Genomic DNA, 16,130 nt, shown 5'->3' with positions numbered 1-16,130 from the left:
CTGTTAATTTTTAAAGATCTGCTGCGTTTGACAAAGCGTTTTGTTTGTCAGCAGCGAAGAAGGAAGATTATGAGGCTTGTCGTTGCTTCCGTCAACCCCTGCTTTTCCTTCCATCCTGCGCTGCGTATGTTCAGCAGCGCGGGGACAGAACTATAGCAAGACACTGTCCCATAGGCAAGCGCTATTTCAGGTTCATGTAAGGTGGTGGCATCAGGCTTGCTAAGTAATAGAAAGCGGCACGGCCAACGGCCCTGGCGCGGCGTTTGTTCCGTCCTGGGTGTTCCATAACGATACAAATGCGCCATACTGTAACAACCGACACACAAAAAACGCCGCGTCAGACGGCCCGCTAGAGGAATCGGAGACATGTACCAGCCAACCGCCACCACTGCCGCCATGGATATGGCCGGCATCATCAGCACTTCGCACGAGCGCTCGCTCGCCTATGGACTCTGCCCGGAAAGCAAACTGGACATCGGACCCATCGCCAGCGGCGACCTGTCCCTGCTAATAGAGCAGAACAAAATGCTGCACACCCACGCGCTGCCGGCCATGGAAACGCTGTACCAGCAAATCATCAACACCCACAACATGGTGCTGCTGACGGACGCGAACGGCGTGATCCTGCATTCGCTGGGCGATGCGGACTTTCTTGAGAAGGCCAACCGCGTGGCGCTGCAGCCCGGCGCAGCCTGGTCCGAAGAGCGCAGGGGCACCAACGCGATCGGCACCGCCATCGCTGAAAAGAGTGCTGCGCTGGTGCACGCGGACCAGCATTATCTGCAAGCCAACCACTTCCTGACCTGCTCCGCCGCGCCGATCACCGACCATCACGGCAACGTGGTCGGCGTGCTGGACGTATCGGGCGACCAGCGCAGCTACCACAAGCACACCATGGCGCTGGYGCGTATGTCCGCGCTGATGATAGAGAACCAGCTGTTCCAGGCCACGTTCGAGGACTCGATCACGCTGCATTTCCATACCCGGCCGGAATTCATCGGCACACTGATGGAAGGCATTGCCTCTTTCACGCCGGGTGGACGCTTCCTGTCCGCCAACCGCAGCGGACTGTTCCAGCTGGGCTTGAGCTATGCGGCGCTGCAGACGCACACCTTCAATTCCCTGTTCGGCTTGCCGGTGTCGGCGCTGTTCGACCATTACCGTACCGCCGCCCCCGGCCTGCTCAACCTGTGCATGCACAATGGCGTGCGCGTGTACGGCCGCGCCCAGCTGCGCCTGGGCAGCAGCCACTTCCAGCATGTACTGGCCGAGCCGCACGACACCGAGCCCGCAGCACGTCCTGCGGCGGCGCCGTCCGCGCTGCATGCCGCGAACGCGGCGCGCAAGCTGTCCGGCCTGCGCTATCTGCGCACCGGCGATCCGCAACTGGAACTGGTGATCGACAAGGTGACGCGCGTGCTGGGCAAGGACATTCCCATCATGATCATGGGCGAAACCGGCACCGGCAAGGAGCTGCTGGCCCAGGCCATCCACAACGACTCGCCGCGCGGCCAGGGGCCCTTCATTCCGGTCAACTGCGCGTCGATTCCCGAAACGCTCATCGAATCCGAACTGTTCGGCTATGAAGACGGCGCCTTCACCGGCGCCCGCAAGAAGGGCGCGGTCGGCCGCATACTGCAAGCCAACGGCGGCACATTGTTCCTGGATGAAATCGGCGACATGCCCTACAGCCTGCAGGCCAGGCTGCTGCGCGTGCTGCAGGAACGCATGGTGACGCCGCTGGGCAGCAGCAAGTCGATCCCGGTCAACGTCGAAGTCATTTGCGCCACCAACCACAACCTGCGCGACCGCATCGCCAAGGGCTTGTTCCGCGAAGACTTGTATTACCGGCTGAACGGCCTGGTGGTCAAGCTGCCGCCGCTGCGCGAGCGCACCGATCTGGAAACGGTGGTGAAGAAGATTATCGCCATCGAATCAGGCAGCACGCGCTATACGGTGGCGCCTGAGATGCTGGCACTGTTCCGCTGCCACAAATGGCCGGGCAACTTCCGCCAGCTGACCAATCTGCTGCGCACCGCCATCGTAATGGCGGGCGACGAGTTTGAAATCTCGCAGCGGCATATGCCGGATGACTTCCTGGACGATATCGCTGCAGCCGATCCGCCATGCGCTGCTGCTGCCGCTGCTGCTACATATGGCGGATCGGCCCCAGCCATCCACCTGCCGGCCGGCGGCGCCAGCCTGGAGGACGTGGAACACTCGCTGATCCAGAGGACCCTGGCGGCGCACGGCGGCAATGTGTCGGCCACGGCGCGCGCGCTGGGCGTGTCGCGCAACACCATCTACCGCAAGATGCCGCACCTGAAGTAAGGCTGTCATGCGCGCCCCGCTGCCGCTGCGAAACCGGGCGAGCGGCGCGCCCGGCCCTGCTTGTCCACCGTGAGCAGGTCAATGCCAGGCAGGCGGCCGGCCAGCGCATGCGCCTTCTTTGCGCCCATGACCATGAAAGCCGTGGACAAACCGTCCGCCAGCAGCGCGGATGGCGCCAGCACTGTCACGCCGGCCAGTTCCGGCGGCGAGTCGCCCCGCTCCGGGTCCAGTATGTGGTGATGCACGCGGTCTTGCGTGAACACCGACTCATAATCGCCGGACGTGGCCAGGCAACGGTCGCGCGCCAGCACGATGTCGGTACAGGCGCCGGCATCGCGCGGATCACGGATACCCAACGCCCAAGGCAAGCCGGGCGGCTTGGCGCCGCTGGCAGCGAACTCGCCGGTGTCGAGCAGCGCGTTGCGGATGCCGTGCCGGCGCAGCGCGGCCAGCGCCAGGTCGGCGGCATAGCCTTGGGCCAGGCCATTCAGGGTGAGCGCCATGCCCGGCCGCAAAAAGCGCACTTCCCCGCGCTTGAAGGCGAGCTGCCGCCAGCCGACCAGTGCACGGGCACGGCTCAGGGCCAGCGCGTCCGGCAAGCCACCCCGCTCTGCAGCCTGCGCGTACGCCAGCCACAAGGGCTGGACAGTGACGTCGAAGGCGCCGTCGGTCAGCAGCGCCAAGGCGCGCGCCTGCGCCAGTACCAGCAACAGACGGTTGTGGGGATTGGGCAGCACGCCGTCGCGGTTGAGTTGGTAGACCTGGCTGGCCGGATCGTAGATGGACATCAGCCGGTCCACTGCCTGGGCTTCTCGCAGCGCGGCGCGCATTGCCGCTTGTGCCGCTGCGCCGTCCGCGTGCGCCACCGTGACGGTGACAGTGGTGCCGAACGCCTGCGCTGCGGCCGTGTGCAGCGGCGGCCCCGCAGCCGCTGCCGAGCTGGCGCCCGCCTCGGCGCCGGCCAGCACGCCGATCGACGCGGCCAGGAATGTCCTTCGTTTCATGATGCTGTCTCCTTGGCGCCTGCGCGCGCAATGGGAATGACGCCGCTTCGCTTGCGCTCCAGCAGCAGCGGTGCGCATTGCGCTTCGCTATCATGGATGGCGACGCAGTCCAGGCACTGGAAGCACTCTTCGTAGTCGATCGCGCCGGCCGGCTCGATGGCCTGGTAGGCGCAGCGGTGGCGGCAAGTCTGGCAGGGCTGGCCGCATGCTTTGCGGCGCGGCACCCAATCCAGCAGCCTGGCCCGCCCGAGCAGCGCCAAGCCCGCACCCAGCGGGCACAGGTAGCGGCAGAAGGCGCGGAACCAGACTGCGCTGAGCAGTACCAGACCCGCCGCGTAGGCAACGTAGGGCCAGCTGCGCACGAAGCTGAGCGTGATGGCGGTCTTGAACGGCTCCAGTTCCAGCAGCAGGTCAAGACTCGCCGCTGCCGGCGCGGGGGCAGCGCCGGCGGCATCGGCCACTGTGCTTTCCAGCGCGGCACTGGAGGCGATCGCCACATTGACGGCAATGGCGGCAAGGGCCACGAACTTGAGCCATTTGAACTGTCTATCGGCCTTGCTGCGCAGGCGTATCTGCGGCAGGCGCAGCCACTGTCCCAGCCGGGCGCCGAATTCCTGCAGTGCGCCGAAGGGGCACAGCCAGCCGCAGTACGCGCCGCGTCCCCAGAACAGCAGCGCCACCAGCGCAAACGCCCACACCATCAGCGTGGCGGGGTCGAACAGCAGGTATTCCAGGCTGCGCCCGGCAGCCAGCGCTTGCGCCACCCCGGTCAGGTTGACGATCGAAAGCTGGGCCTGGGCCCAGTAGCCGACGAAGCCCAGCGTAAACACCAGGTAGGCGAACCGGAAGCGCGCCAGCCGAACGCTACGCCCGGCCAGGCGCCGTTGCAGAATCAGCGCGCCAGCCAGCACCAGCAAGCCCACGGCCAGCACGCCAAGCGGCACCGCCTGCGCGCGCCAGACACCATGCCATGCCGGTTCCGCAGCAGCGCCGGCGGTATAGAAGCGCTCGGGCAAGCGGTATTGCAGCGCCAGTTCGCGCGTGGTCCGCTCCGGGTAGACGATGCCCTTGCTGCGCGTGACGGGCAACGCAAAGTCCAGCGGCAGGCCGGGGTCCAGCCCGGCCTGGGCGATCACGCGGAACACGGCGACATGCGCGCCGCCAAACGCGGCAGGATCTTTCAGCGACAGTTCCATGTCCAGGTCACGCAGCTCTAGCGGCAAGCCTTGCTGCCGAAGTAGCAGCCGCTCCGGAACGCTGCCCGGCACGAATTCCTCCGGCATCAGCGTATGGCGACCGGACCAGGCCGCGAGCACCGCATGGTCGCCAGGTTCCAGGCGCGCAGCAAGCTTGTTCCAGCTGCGCGGCGCCAGCAGGCTCCGGCCCACTGCCGGCAACGACACATAGGCCAGCCGCAAATCGACGAAGGTGCCGTCAGGATCGCGCAGGGCCTCCGCATCCAGGCCGGCGCCGGGCGAGCCGCTGAACAGCGCCTCGGCCTGCCGGTTGGTCACGCGCAGCTGGTGCAGCACGCCCTGCGCCACCATGCGTTCAAGGCTGAGCGGCTCTTCCACATCGGTGCGCAGCCGGGCAGCCTGCGCGGGATCGCGCCCGGCCGCGAAGCCGAGACGGGCCCGCGCAACCTTCAGCGCGGCGGATAACACACTCTGGTTGATGATGCGCACCGAAGCGGTCGCCTTGGCCACGCCGTCCAGTTGTACTTCCTGCGGGCCGCCTTTGCCGTCCTTGACGCCAATCCGGATGGAGCTGGCCAGCGGCACGCCCTGGTACTGCGACAGGAACTGGGCCAACGGCGCGTCGCCCAGGCCTTCCAGGAACACCGGCTCGTGATGCGACAGCACCGAGACACCAAGGAAAGCGCCTTTCGCATCCAGCGCGATGAGCAGGTTAGGCGGCACGCCGGCGAAACCTGCCACCGGCGCCAGGTCGATGGACTCGAACGCATAGCCCACCAGTTCCGTCGCCGTCGCGTTCTGCCGGTACAAAGGCCACACCGGCAGCGCCGCGTCGCGCTCGCCCACCATCAGCGGCGCGGGGAAGCGCTGCGCCACGGCGGCGCGGTCCAGCACACCGGCCGCCGCCGGCGCGCCCGGCGCCGACAGCAAGAGCGCCAGCAGCAGCATCGCCATGCGCCGCAAAACGTTGAGTACCGAGTGAGCCATCATAGCGCCGCCAGCCTCCGCAGGTCAGAAGAAGATGATGCCGCCGAGCGAGGCGCCGCTCATCTTCGCTTCGCTGCCGTTGAAGCCCTTGGAACGGGTCTGCCCCACTTCGCCCACCAGCGTGATGGCGCTGTTCAGCGTGTAGTACGCCCCCAGCGTAAGGTTGGCGTTCGATTTCAAGCCGCCGGTGCCCGCCGTGTTGTCGCTGTTTTTGCTGATGCCGTAGCCCAGGCCCAGTTTCATCTTGCCGGTGGCCTTGTAGGTGCCCTGTACGAAGTAGTTGCGCGCCGTGGTTTCGCCCTGGTCCGCGTCGGACAGCACGCCCAGTCCTTTGCCGCCCTGGAAGTTGGCCAGCAGGCCGAGCGTGCCCTCGTTGTAGGAGGCGCCCACTTCGAAGGCGCGCATGGTGAAGTCGTTCACGCCGGGGGTCACCGACTCGAACTTCTGCCCCTTGGCGCCCAGCCAGGCCTTGGCGCCGCCCGCGCTCCAGGTGAGCTGGCCCTGAAGTTGCGGGCTGGTCTTGGTCGAGTACACCGACGGCGTGAGCAGCGGCGTGTCGGATACGGGGCTTACCAGCGCCACGTCGACGCCGAAGCCGCTGCTCTTCGGCGAGCTGTAGGCGATCTGGCCATAGTAGCCGACGTAGCTATAGCCTGCGCCGATGTGGCCCAGCGTGACGCGGCCGCGCTGCGTGGCCTGCACCGGCGCACCGGCGCCGATCAGGGTCATGTCGCCGAAAATGGCGCCGGCGCCGAACAGGCCGTTGTCGCGTCCCATCTTGATGGTGCCCATGTCGGCCGTGCCGAAGGTGAAGTAGGCCTGGCGCACGTCCACGTTGCTGTTCTGGCTGATGGCGCTGTCGGTGGCGGTGGCGTGGTAGATGCCGATCAGCGCCTTGACGTCGTAGCCGCCCAGGTTGGAGCTGGCGGAGGTAACCAGGCCATTGGGCAGCAGGCCGTTGCCGATGGTGCTGCGGTCGTCTTGGCCGCCGCAGCCCAGGCCCTTGCCGGCCAGCGCCAGCCCGCCCACGGCATCGCCGGAGCACGATACCTGGGTGTAGTAGGCGTTGACGATACCGCCCACGCCCACGGTCCAGTCGCCAGCTTTGAAATCAACCGCGCCGGCATGCTGCGCTGCGAAAGTGGCAACGGCGATGCCGCCCGTGATGATCTTTTTCATTCCAGTCTCCCTTGGTTTTATGTTTGAGTGCACCGCGTTCGGTGCACCACCTAAGGGGCAAGTTGCGTGCCGGGTATGCATCAGAGGGAGAGACCTGCGGCGCGCGGCCGCTGTTGTGTCAATACGGATCAGAATACGGATCACAAGCGCGCCGCAGGTGTTCCTATTTTCTACACTGCCTTGCCCAGCTGCTCGAGAATGGCGGGGTTCTCCAGCGTGGAGACGTCCTGCGTGATTTCCCCGCCCTGCGCCAGCACACGCAGCAAACGGCGCATGATTTTTCCCGAGCGGGTTTTAGGCAGCTGTTCGCCGAAGCGCACATCCTTGGGCTTGGCGATCGGCCCGATCTCCTTGCCCACCCAGTTGCGCAGTTCCTGCGCCAGCGCCTTGGCATCCGCTCCGCCGGGCCGCGCTTTTTTCAGCACCACGAAGGCGCAGATCGACTCGCCGGTGGTGTCGTCCGGCTTGCCCACCACGGCCGCCTCGGCCACCAGCGGATGCGCCACCAGCGCGGACTCGATCTCCATCGTACCCATGCGGTGGCCCGATACATTGAGCACGTCGTCGATGCGGCCGGTGATGGTGAAGTAGCCGCTGTCCTCGTCGCGCACCGCGCCGTCCCCGGCCAGGTACAGTTTGCCGCCCAGCTCCTCGGGGAAGTAGCTGCTGCGGTAGCGCTGCGGGTTGTTCCAGATGGTGCGTATCATCGACGGCCACGGACGCTTCACCACCAGGATGCCGCCCTGCCCGTCCGGCACATCGTGCCCCGCCTCGTCCACCACGGCGGCCATGATGCCCGGCAGCGGCAGCGTGCACGAACCGGGCACCAGCGGCGTGGCCCCCGGCAGCGGTGTGATCATGTGGCCGCCGGTCTCGGTTTGCCAGAAGGTGTCGACGATGGGGCAGCGTTCGCCGCCCACGTTCTGGTGGTACCAGCGCCAGGCTTCCGGGTTGATCGGCTCGCCCACGGAGCCGAGCAGGCGCAGGGTGGACAGGTCGTAGTTGCGCGGGTGCGCCGTGGGGTCCATGTCCGAGGCCTTGATCAGCGAGCGGATGGCGGTGGGCGCAGTGTAGAAGATGCTCACGCCGTGGCGCGCGATGGTCTGCCAGAAGCGGCCCGCGTCCGGATAGGTCGGCACGCCTTCGAAGATCACCTGTGTGGCGCCGACCGCCGTCGGCCCGTAGGCGATGTAGCTGTGGCCCGTGACCCAGCCGATGTCGGCGGTGCACCAGTACACGTCGTCCGGCTTGATGTCGAAGGTCCATTTCATCGTCAGCGCGGCCCACAGCAGATAACCTCCGCTCGAATGCTGCACGCCTTTCGGGGTGCCGGTGGAGCCGGAGGTGTACAGGATGAACAGCGGGTGTTCGGCGTTGACCCACTCCGGCTCGCACTGCTCCGGCTGGTCCGCCATCAGGTCGTGCAGCCAGATGTCGCGGTCCGACACGTGGGTCACGCCGCCACCGGTACGCTGATAGACGATCACGTGCTTGACGCTGCCGCAACCGCCCAGCGCCAGCGCCTCGTCGACGATGGATTTCAGCGGCAGCCGCTTGCCGCCGCGCAGCTGCTCGTCCTGCGTGATGACGGCCGCGGCGCCGGCGTCCACGATGCGTTCCTGCAGCGCCTTGGCCGAGAAGCCGCCGAACACCACCGAATGGGTGGCGCCGATACGCGCGCAGGCCAGCATGGCGGCCACGCCTTCGACCGACATGGCCATGTAGATCACCACCCGGTCGCCCTTGCCGATGCCGCGCGCGCGCAGGCCGTTGGCGATGCGGCACACCCTGGCATGCAGGCCGCTGTAGGTCACGTGCGTGAAGGCGCCGTCGTCCGCCTCGAAGATGATGGCGGTCTTGTCGCCCAGGCCGCGCTCGATGTGGCGGTCCAGGCAATTGTAGGAGACGTTCAGGCGGCCGTCGTCGAACCAGCGGTAGAACGGCGCTTCGCGTTCGTCCAGCACGCGCGTGAACGGCACGTGCCAATCGAGGTTGGCGCGGGCCAGCATGCCCCAGTAGCCTTCGTAGTCGCGCTCCGCGTGGGCGCACAGTGCCTCGTAGGCATCCATGTCGGGAATGGCCGCTTGCGCGGAGAATGCGCTTGGCGGCATGTAAGTCGTCTGCATTTGCTGCTCTCCAAAAAAATCAGGCAAAAAAACTGGCGACCGAGGCCGCCAGAAAAAGACACCAGGCAATCGATCCGTTCTACTTCATCAGCTTGAACACCCACACCGAACCGCCCTGCTCCAGGAAATTGACCTTCTTGGCCACTTCCCCGCCCCACAGCGGCACCGCGCCGCCCCAGCCGGACACCACGGCCACGTACTGCACGCCGCCTTCCTGCCAGGTGACCGGCGGCGCCACCACGCCGGAACCGGTCTGGAACTTCCACAGTTCCTTGCCGCTCTTGGCGTCCAGCGCTTTCAGGTAGCCTTCCGGTGTGCCGTAGAACACCAGGCCGCCGGCGGTGGCCATCACGCCGCCCCACAGGGGCGCGTTGTTCTTCACTTCCCAGGCGATCTTGCCGGTCTTGGGGTCGAGCGCGCGCAGCGCGCCGATGTAGTCGTCGAACAGCGGCTTGATGGTGAAGCCCGCGCCCAGGTAGGCGCCGCCCTTCTTGTAGCTGATCGGTTCATTCCAGATATCCATGCCCCACTCGTTGGCCGGCACGTAGAACAGCTTGGTCTGCGGGCTGTAGGCCATCGGCATCTGGTTCTTGGCGCCCAGGAAGGCCGGCGCGGCGAACACGGTCTTGCCCTTCTTGCCTTCCTCACCCTTGGTCGGGTCGCCCGGACGGCCTTCGGTGATGAACTTGGGGCGGCCGGTCTGCAGGTCGATGCCGGTGGCCCAGGTGATCTTCTTCACGAAGGGGAAAGCATTCTGCAGCTTGCCGGTGCTGGCGTCGTTCACATAGAAGAAGCCATTGCGGTCGGCCTTGCCGCCGTAGCGCTTGCCGTCCATGTCGAAGGTCACGAACTCGTTGGCGCCGTCGAAGTCCCAAGCGTCGTTCGGCGTGTTCTGGTAAGCCCACTTGATCTGGCCGGTGGTCACGTCCAGTGCCACGGTGGAGGAAGAGTACAGGTTGTCGCCGGGGCGCAGGTGGCTGTTCCACGGGGCCGGATTGCCGGTGCCGAAGTAGGCCAGGCCGGTGGTCGCATCGTAGGTACCGCCCATCCAGGTGGAGGCGCCGCCGGTTTTCCACAGGTCGCCCGGCCAGGTCTTGTTGGGCGTGCCGGTGATGCCGTTGTCGATGGCGTTGCCGTCCTTGTCGTACTTGTGGCCCATATGGCCTTCCACCATGGGGCGCGACCAGACCAGCTCACCGGTCCTGGGGTTGCGTGCCTCCACCCGGCCGACGATGCCAAACTCGCCGCCGGACACGCCGGTCAGCAGCAGGCCCTTGGCGATCAGCGGCGCCGCCGTCATCGAATAGCCGGCGGCGTAGTCGTCCACTTTCTCCTTCCAGACGACTTTGCCGGTGTCCTGGTCCAGCGCCACCAGCTGCGCGTCCAGCGTGCCGAAGATGACCAGGTTGTCGAACAGCGCCGCGCCGCGGTTGACCACGTCGCAGCACGGCATGATGCCGTCCGGCAGGCGGTGCTCATACTTCCACAGCTTGGCGCCGTTCTTCAGGTCCACCGCGAAGATGCGGGAATAGGACGCGGTAACGAACATCTTGCCGTTGTGGATCAGCGGCTGCGATTCCTGGCCGCGCTGCTTCTCGCCGCCGAAGGAAAACGACCAGGCCGGCATCAGCTTGCCGACGTTGGCGGTGTTGATCTGGGTCAGCGGCGAAAAGCGCTGCCCCTCCGAGCCCATGCCGAACGACAGCACGGCAGCGGTATTTTTCGATGCCCCTTCCAGCATGCTGGTGGTGACGGCGGCGCCGCCCGCAGCCCAGGCCATCCCCATGCCGCCGGACGCCAGCAACGAAGCCAGCAACGATCCCATGATAGTTTTTTGCACAGTCTTCTCCTCTATTCTTCTCTAAGTATGATTTTTTTTGAACGGAAAATTACGGCAGGCCCAGTTCCCTGCATTCCTCGTCGGTAAACACCCGCGAGCGGGTGAGAAACCGGCGGCCAGTGCCGTTATCGAGCGAGAACATGCCGCCGTTCCCCGGCACCACGTCGATAATCAGCTGCGTGTGCTCCCAGTAGCCGAACTGCTCCAGCCCCATGTAGAACGGCGCACCGTTCAAATTGCCCAGGTAGACGTCGGTGTCGCTCAGATTGAACTCGCCGGCCTGGTAACACATCGGCGTGCTGCCGTCGCAGCAGCCGCCGGACTGGAAGAACATGATCGGCCCGTGCTTGTGGCGCAGTTCGGCGATCATTTCCAGTGCGGGGCCAGTCGCGATAACGCGGGCTACGGCTGCTTTCATGGCATTCCTCTCAGAAGAAGCCCAGCGCTTTCGGGCTGTAGCTCACCAGCAGGTTCTTGGTCTGCTGGTAGTGGTCCAGCATCATCTTGTGGTTCTCGCGGCCGATGCCGGACTGCTTGTAGCCGCCGAAGGCGGCGTGCGCCGGATACAGGTGGTAGCAGTTGGTCCACACGCGGCCGGCCTGGATGCCGCGGCCGATGCGGAAAGCGCGCGCGCCGTCGCGGGTCCACACGCCGGCGCCCAGCCCGTACAGCGTGTCGTTGGCGATGCGCAGCGCATCGGCTTCGTCCTTGAAGGTGGTGACCGACACCACTGGGCCAAAGATCTCTTCCTGGAAGATGCGCATGGTGTTGTCGCCCTTGAACACGGTGGGCGTGACGTAGTAGCCGCCTTCCAGCTCGCCCCCCTGCACGTTGCGCGCGCCGCCGGCCAGCAGCTGGGCGCCTTCCTGCTTGCCGATATCCATATAGGACAGGATCTTTTCCATCTGCTCCTGCGAAGCCTGGGCGCCTATCATGGTGGACGAATCGAGCGGGTTGCCCTGCTTGATGGCGGCCACGCGCTTGAGGGCGCGCTCGATGAAGGCTTCGTAAATCGATTCCTGGATCAGCACGCGCGACGGGCAGGTGCACACCTCGCCCTGGTTCAGCGCGAACATGGCGAAACCTTCCAGGCATTTGTCGAAGTAGTCGTCGTCGGCCGCCATCACGTCCTCGAAGAAGATGTTGGGCGACTTGCCGCCCAGTTCCAGCGTGACCGGAATCAGGTTCTGCGCGGCGTACTGCATGATCAGGCGGCCGGTGCCGGTTTCGCCGGTAAAGGCGATCTTGGCGATGCGCTTGTTCGAGGCCAGCGGCTTGCCCGCTTCCAGGCCGAAACCGTTGACGATATTCAGCACGCCGGGCGGCAGCAGGTCGCCGATCAGTTCCACCAGCACCAGGATGGAGGCCGGGGTCTGCTCGGCCGGTTTCAGCACTACGCAGTTGCCCGCCGCCAGTGCCGGCGCCAGCTTCCACACCGCCATCAGGATCGGGAAGTTCCACGGAATGATCTGGCCCACCACGCCGAGAGGCTCATGGAAGTGATAGGCGTAGGTGGTGTCGTCGATTTGCGCCACCGAGCCCTCCTGGGCGCGGATGCAGCCCGCGAAATAGCGGAAATGGTCGATCGCCAGCGGGATGTCGGCCGCCATGGTTTCGCGGATCGGCTTGCCGTTGTCGATGGTCTCGGCGGTGGCGATCAGCTGCAGGTTCTGCTCCATGCGGTCGGCGATGCGGTTCAGGATGTTGGCGCGCTCGGCCTGCGAGGTCTTGCCCCAGGCTTCCTTGGCGGCGTGCGCGGCGTCCAGCGCGATCTCGACGTCTTCCGCCGTGGAGCGCGCGATCTCGCAGAACGGCTGGCCGGTGATCGGCGTCAGGTTGGCGAAGTATTCGCCTTTAACCGGCGCGACGAATTTGCCGCCGATGTAGTTGTCGTAGCGTTGTTTGAAAGGGTTGGCGACACCCAGTTTGTTGATATCCGCGAGATTCATGTCATCCTCTTTCTTCAATGTGGGTTGGACTTGCACCCTCTATTCCGCAAACACCGTGCCAGCCCCTGCTGCGGCTAGAACGGTGCCCGCGCTGTTGCAAGGTGTTCCAAAGTTGAACAGGTGTGCCACGGCGGCTGTTGCAGGTGTGACCGCAGTCAGGGAATCGCCACGCCCCAGGGCAGTTCGCCCACGCCGATGTCGGCCACCTTGCGCGCGGCGGCGGTGTCGATCACGGAGACGCTGTTGGAACGGCCGTTGGCCACGTACAGCTTGGCGCCGTCCGGCGTCAGGGCCATGTTCCAGGGTCGCTTGCCGACCGCTACCGTGGCGCTGACGGTATGGGTGGCGGTGTCGATCAGCATCACGCTGCCGTCCGTGCCGTTCGACACATAGACCTGCTTGCCGCTGGGGTGCACCGCGATGCCGTTGGCGTTGCGTCCGGCCGGTATCTTCGCCAGCGTGCTGCGGGTGGCGGTGTCCACCACGTACACCGTATTGACCAGCTCGCAGGCGATATAGGCGCGGCTGCCGTCCGGCGAAAAGCCGATGCCGCGCGGGCGCAGGCCGACCGCCACCGTGCCGGCCTGGCGCCGCTGTTCCACGTCGATCACGTCCACCTGCTCGGCTTCCTCGGCGCTGACGTAGAGCCAGCGGCTGTCCGGGCTGAACACGGCGTGCTCCGGGTTGCGGCCCTGCACCGGAATATCGGCCAGCCGGGCGCCGCTGCGGGCGTCCACCAGGGTGACGCTGTTGCTCTCCTCTACCGCGACGGCGGCGTAGCGCCCGTCCGGTGACACGCTCACGCCTTCGGGCGATTTGCCCAACGCCAGCGGCGCCGGCACGGCGCCGCCCGCGCTGTCGAGTATCAGCAGCGTGTTGCTGCCGGCGTCCGTGACGAACAGCCGCGTGCCGCCCGGGACCGCCGCGATGCCGCGCGGGCGCTTGCCGGCCGCCAGGCTGCGCAGCACCGTGTCGGTGGCGGTATCGACCACGCTCACCGTGCCGGACTTTTCGTTCGGCACATAGGCCAGCGGCGCTGCAAGGGCGGCTTGCGCCAGTGCGCAGGAAAGGGTTGCAAACACGCTCGCGGCGCGCAGACAATACGGGATTTTCATGGCTGCCTCTGGAAAGATCGCGCCTGCGGAATGCGCGCGCGTGCGCAAGACCATGCAAACGCCATGCCACAGGCGCGTCGCGTCGGCGTGATGGCAGGTATATTGCTTACGGGTTGAAGCAGACTTGCCGGCCCCCGCCAGGCAGGCGCGGAACTCAACCAAGGAGATTGACCATGCAGCACCGATTTCGTTTGAAGGCTGTCGCAGCCCTGTTCACCGCCGGCGCGCTGCCGCTTACGCCGGCCGTCCACGCGGCCGAGGCGGCCGAGGTTGCGACAGCTGTTGCAGCACCGGTGGTCATCGTCAGCGGCAGCCGCGTGGAACACAGCAGTTTCGATTTCCCTGCCGCCGTCGACGTGATCGGCGCCGAGCGCATCCGCGACAGCCAGATGCGCGTAAACGCCTCCGAAGCGCTGGCTTCGGTGCCGGGGCTGGTGGCGCAGAACCGCCAAAACTACGCGCAGGACTTGCAAATTTCGTCGCGCGGCTTCGGCGCCCGTTCCGCCTTCGGCGTGCGCGGCGTGAAATTGGTCGCAGACGGCATCCCGGCCAGCATGCCGGACGGCCAAGGCCAGGCCGCCACCTTCAACCTCGACATGGCAGAGCGCATCGAAGTGCTGCGCGGCCCGTTCTCGGCGGTGTACGGCAACCACGCCGGCGGCGTGGTGCAGCTGTTCACGCGCGAAGGCGACGGCGCGCCCAGCGTGGAAAGCACGCTGTCGGGCGGTAGCGACGGCGCCCGCAAGCTGGACGTGAATGCGCAGGGCAAGTCCGGCGGCATCGGCTACGTGCTGGACGTTTCCCGCTTCGACACCGACGGCTACCGCGACCACGGCGCAGCGCGGCGCGACCAGGCCTACGCCAAACTGACCCTGGCGCCCGTCGCCGGCAGCAAGCTGACCATCACCGCCAGCGGCCTGCGCCAGCACGACACGCAAGATCCGCTGGGCGTCACCTGGGCCACCTGGCAGCGCGATCCGCGCGCCGGCGAAACCGACGCCACCGACACCGCAACGCCCAAACGCACTTTTGCGGACCGCTACAACACCCGCAAGAGCATAGACCACCAGCAGATCGGCGCGGCGTGGGAACACAAACTCGGCGCCGGCGACAGCAAGCTGCGCGTCACCGTCTACGGCGGCAACCGCCAGGTCATCCAGTACCAGGCCTTTTCGCGTGCCTTCCAGGCGCCGGCCAGCCATTCCGGCGGGGTGGTCGATTTCGACCGCGACTTCAGCGGCGCCGACATCAGCTGGGTGGACGTGCGGGCGCTGGCCGGCGGCAAGCTGACCTCCACGGCCGGCATCGAGTACGGCCGCTCCAAGGATGACCGCAAGGGCTACGAGAACTTCAGCGGAGCCGAACTTGGCGTGCAAGGCAGGCTGCGGCGCGAAGAAACGGACAAGGTCAGCAGCACCGATCCCTACCTGCAGGCCGAGTGGGCGCAAGGGCCGTGGGTACTGAACGCGGGCCTGCGCCACAGCCGCTTCAAGGTGGACGTGAGCGACCGCTATCTGTCCAACGGCAACGACAGCGGCGGCCTGCGCTACCGCCGCACTACACCGGTGGCGGGCCTGCTGTACAAGGTGTCGCCGGTGCTGAACGTGTACGCCAGCGCGGCGCGCGGCTTCGAGACACCGACGCTGAATGAGCTGTTCTATTCCGGCGCCGGCAGCGGCTTCAATTTCAAGCTGCAGCCGGCCCGCAGCACGCACGCCGAAGCCGGCGTCAAGGCCATGCTGGGCGGCGCCACCCGTATCGACGCGGCGCTGTTCCAGGTCCGCACCGACGACGAGCTGGTGGTGGACGCATCCAGCGGCGGCCGCACCAGCTACCGCAACGCCAGCAAAACCCTGCGCCGGGGCGCCGAAGTGTCGGCGGACACGAACTTCGGCCACGGCTTCAGCGCCAGGCTGGCACTGACCGCGCTGCGCGCCACCTACGACCAGGCATTCGGCAGCGTGCTCAAAGGCAGCCGGCTGCCGGGCGTGCCGAACGCCTACGCCTACGCCGAGCTGGCCTGGCAGCTGCCCTCGCGCGCGCTGGGCGCAGCGGTCGAGACGGTGGCCGCAGCCCGCGTCTACGCGGAAGACAGCAACACCGAGAAGAGCGCACCCGGCTACGCCATCGTCAACCTGCGCGTGACGGCCCAGCAGCAAGGCGGCAGCTGGCGCTTCAAGCAGTTCGCGCGATTGAACAATGCGGCCGGCCGCACCTACGTGGGCTCGGTGATCGTGGGCGATGCCAACAAGCGCTACTATGAAGGCGCACCGGGCCGCAACTGGCAACTGGGCGCCAGCGCGCAGTACCAGTTCTGACGAAGAAAACCCCGGCTGCCAAAAGCAGCCGGGGCTGAGGCGGCGCCGTGGCGCCACGGCGTACCTGTGCGCGGCCCCCGGCGAC

Annotated in this window: 10 protein-coding genes; 2 read left to right on the top strand and 8 right to left on the bottom strand. The window is 66.3% G+C overall.

Translation table 11 applies throughout. The features are described 5' to 3' along the window. The first annotated feature begins 366 nt into the window (after positions 1-366). Complete coding sequence (locus ASD15_RS16900; protein WP_057156166.1) at positions 367-2,331, top strand: sigma-54-dependent Fis family transcriptional regulator; 1,965 nt, start codon at positions 367-369, stop codon at positions 2,329-2,331. Between the two features lie 5 nt (positions 2,332-2,336). Here the strand turns inward: ASD15_RS16900 and ASD15_RS16895 are convergent, their stop codons facing one another. The 8 genes from ASD15_RS16895 to ASD15_RS16860 all read right to left on the bottom strand — a co-directional run bounded on the left by ASD15_RS16895 (position 2,337) and on the right by ASD15_RS16860 (position 13,727). Beyond that, positions 2,337-3,335, bottom strand: a complete 999-nt coding sequence (locus tag ASD15_RS16895) for an FAD:protein FMN transferase (protein WP_057156165.1) — start codon at positions 3,333-3,335, stop codon at positions 2,337-2,339. Continuing rightward, positions 3,332-5,521 carry a 4Fe-4S binding protein gene (locus ASD15_RS16890; RefSeq protein ID WP_229418232.1) on the bottom strand — a complete coding sequence of 730 codons (2,190 nt, stop codon included), beginning with the start codon at positions 5,519-5,521 and terminating at the stop codon, positions 3,332-3,334. The genes ASD15_RS16895 and ASD15_RS16890 overlap by 4 nt, the downstream gene beginning before the upstream one ends. 21 nt (positions 5,522-5,542) lie before the next feature. Next, positions 5,543-6,697: a hypothetical protein gene (locus ASD15_RS16885; protein ID WP_057156163.1), complete on the bottom strand. Its 1,155-nt coding sequence runs from the start codon at positions 6,695-6,697 to the stop codon at positions 5,543-5,545. Between the two features lie 170 nt (positions 6,698-6,867). Next, the gene (acs, locus tag ASD15_RS16880) at positions 6,868-8,823 is read right to left on the bottom strand and encodes an acetate--CoA ligase (protein WP_057156162.1); all 1,956 of its coding nucleotides are present in this window, start codon (positions 8,821-8,823) and stop codon (positions 6,868-6,870) included. 79 nt (positions 8,824-8,902) lie between these two features. Next, the gene (locus ASD15_RS16875; RefSeq protein WP_057156169.1) at positions 8,903-10,609 is read right to left on the bottom strand and encodes a PQQ-dependent methanol/ethanol family dehydrogenase; all 1,707 of its coding nucleotides are present in this window, start codon (positions 10,607-10,609) and stop codon (positions 8,903-8,905) included. Between the two features lie 103 nt (positions 10,610-10,712). After that, a complete protein-coding gene (locus ASD15_RS16870; RefSeq protein ID WP_057156161.1) occupies positions 10,713-11,081 on the bottom strand; it encodes a DUF779 domain-containing protein in 369 nt (122 codons plus the stop codon). Between the two features lie 10 nt (positions 11,082-11,091). After that, complete coding sequence (gene adh / locus ASD15_RS16865) at positions 11,092-12,612, bottom strand: aldehyde dehydrogenase (protein WP_057156160.1); 1,521 nt, start codon at positions 12,610-12,612, stop codon at positions 11,092-11,094. A gap of 155 nt (positions 12,613-12,767) precedes the next feature. After that, a complete protein-coding gene (locus ASD15_RS16860) occupies positions 12,768-13,727 on the bottom strand; it encodes a beta-propeller fold lactonase family protein (protein WP_082551894.1) in 960 nt (319 codons plus the stop codon). 173 nt (positions 13,728-13,900) lie between these two features. Between ASD15_RS16860 and ASD15_RS16855 the strand changes: the two genes are divergently transcribed. After that, entirely contained in the window at positions 13,901-16,045 is a 2,145-nt protein-coding gene (locus ASD15_RS16855; protein ID WP_057156159.1) for a TonB-dependent receptor, read from the top strand. Positions 16,046-16,130: the final 85 nt, after the last annotated feature.

This window comes from Massilia sp. Root351, assembly GCF_001425045.1.
Taxonomy (GTDB): Bacteria; Pseudomonadota; Gammaproteobacteria; order Burkholderiales; family Burkholderiaceae_D; genus Rugamonas.
The sequence above is the reverse complement of the archived record's forward strand: the minus strand, read 5'-3'. Positions and strand labels throughout refer to the sequence as shown.

Coding starts and splice junctions, on each gene's coding strand:
- ASD15_RS16890 (WP_229418232.1), bottom strand. CDS start 5,521: ATGATGGCTCACTCGGTACTCAACGTTTTGCGGCGCATGGCGATGCTG.
- acs (WP_057156162.1), bottom strand. CDS start 8,823: ATGCAGACGACTTACATGCCGCCAAGCGCATTCTCCGCGCAAGCGGCC.
- adh (WP_057156160.1), bottom strand. CDS start 12,612: ATGAATCTCGCGGATATCAACAAACTGGGTGTCGCCAACCCTTTCAAA.
- ASD15_RS16875 (WP_057156169.1), bottom strand. CDS start 10,609: ATGGGGATGGCCTGGGCTGCGGGCGGCGCCGCCGTCACCACCAGCATG.
- ASD15_RS16855 (WP_057156159.1), top strand. CDS start 13,901: ATGCAGCACCGATTTCGTTTGAAGGCTGTCGCAGCCCTGTTCACCGCC.
- ASD15_RS16860 (WP_082551894.1), bottom strand. CDS start 13,727: ATGAAAATCCCGTATTGTCTGCGCGCCGCGAGCGTGTTTGCAACCCTT.
- ASD15_RS16870 (WP_057156161.1), bottom strand. CDS start 11,081: ATGAAAGCAGCCGTAGCCCGCGTTATCGCGACTGGCCCCGCACTGGAA.
- ASD15_RS16895 (WP_057156165.1), bottom strand. CDS start 3,335: ATGAAACGAAGGACATTCCTGGCCGCGTCGATCGGCGTGCTGGCCGGC.
- ASD15_RS16885 (WP_057156163.1), bottom strand. CDS start 6,697: ATGAAAAAGATCATCACGGGCGGCATCGCCGTTGCCACTTTCGCAGCG.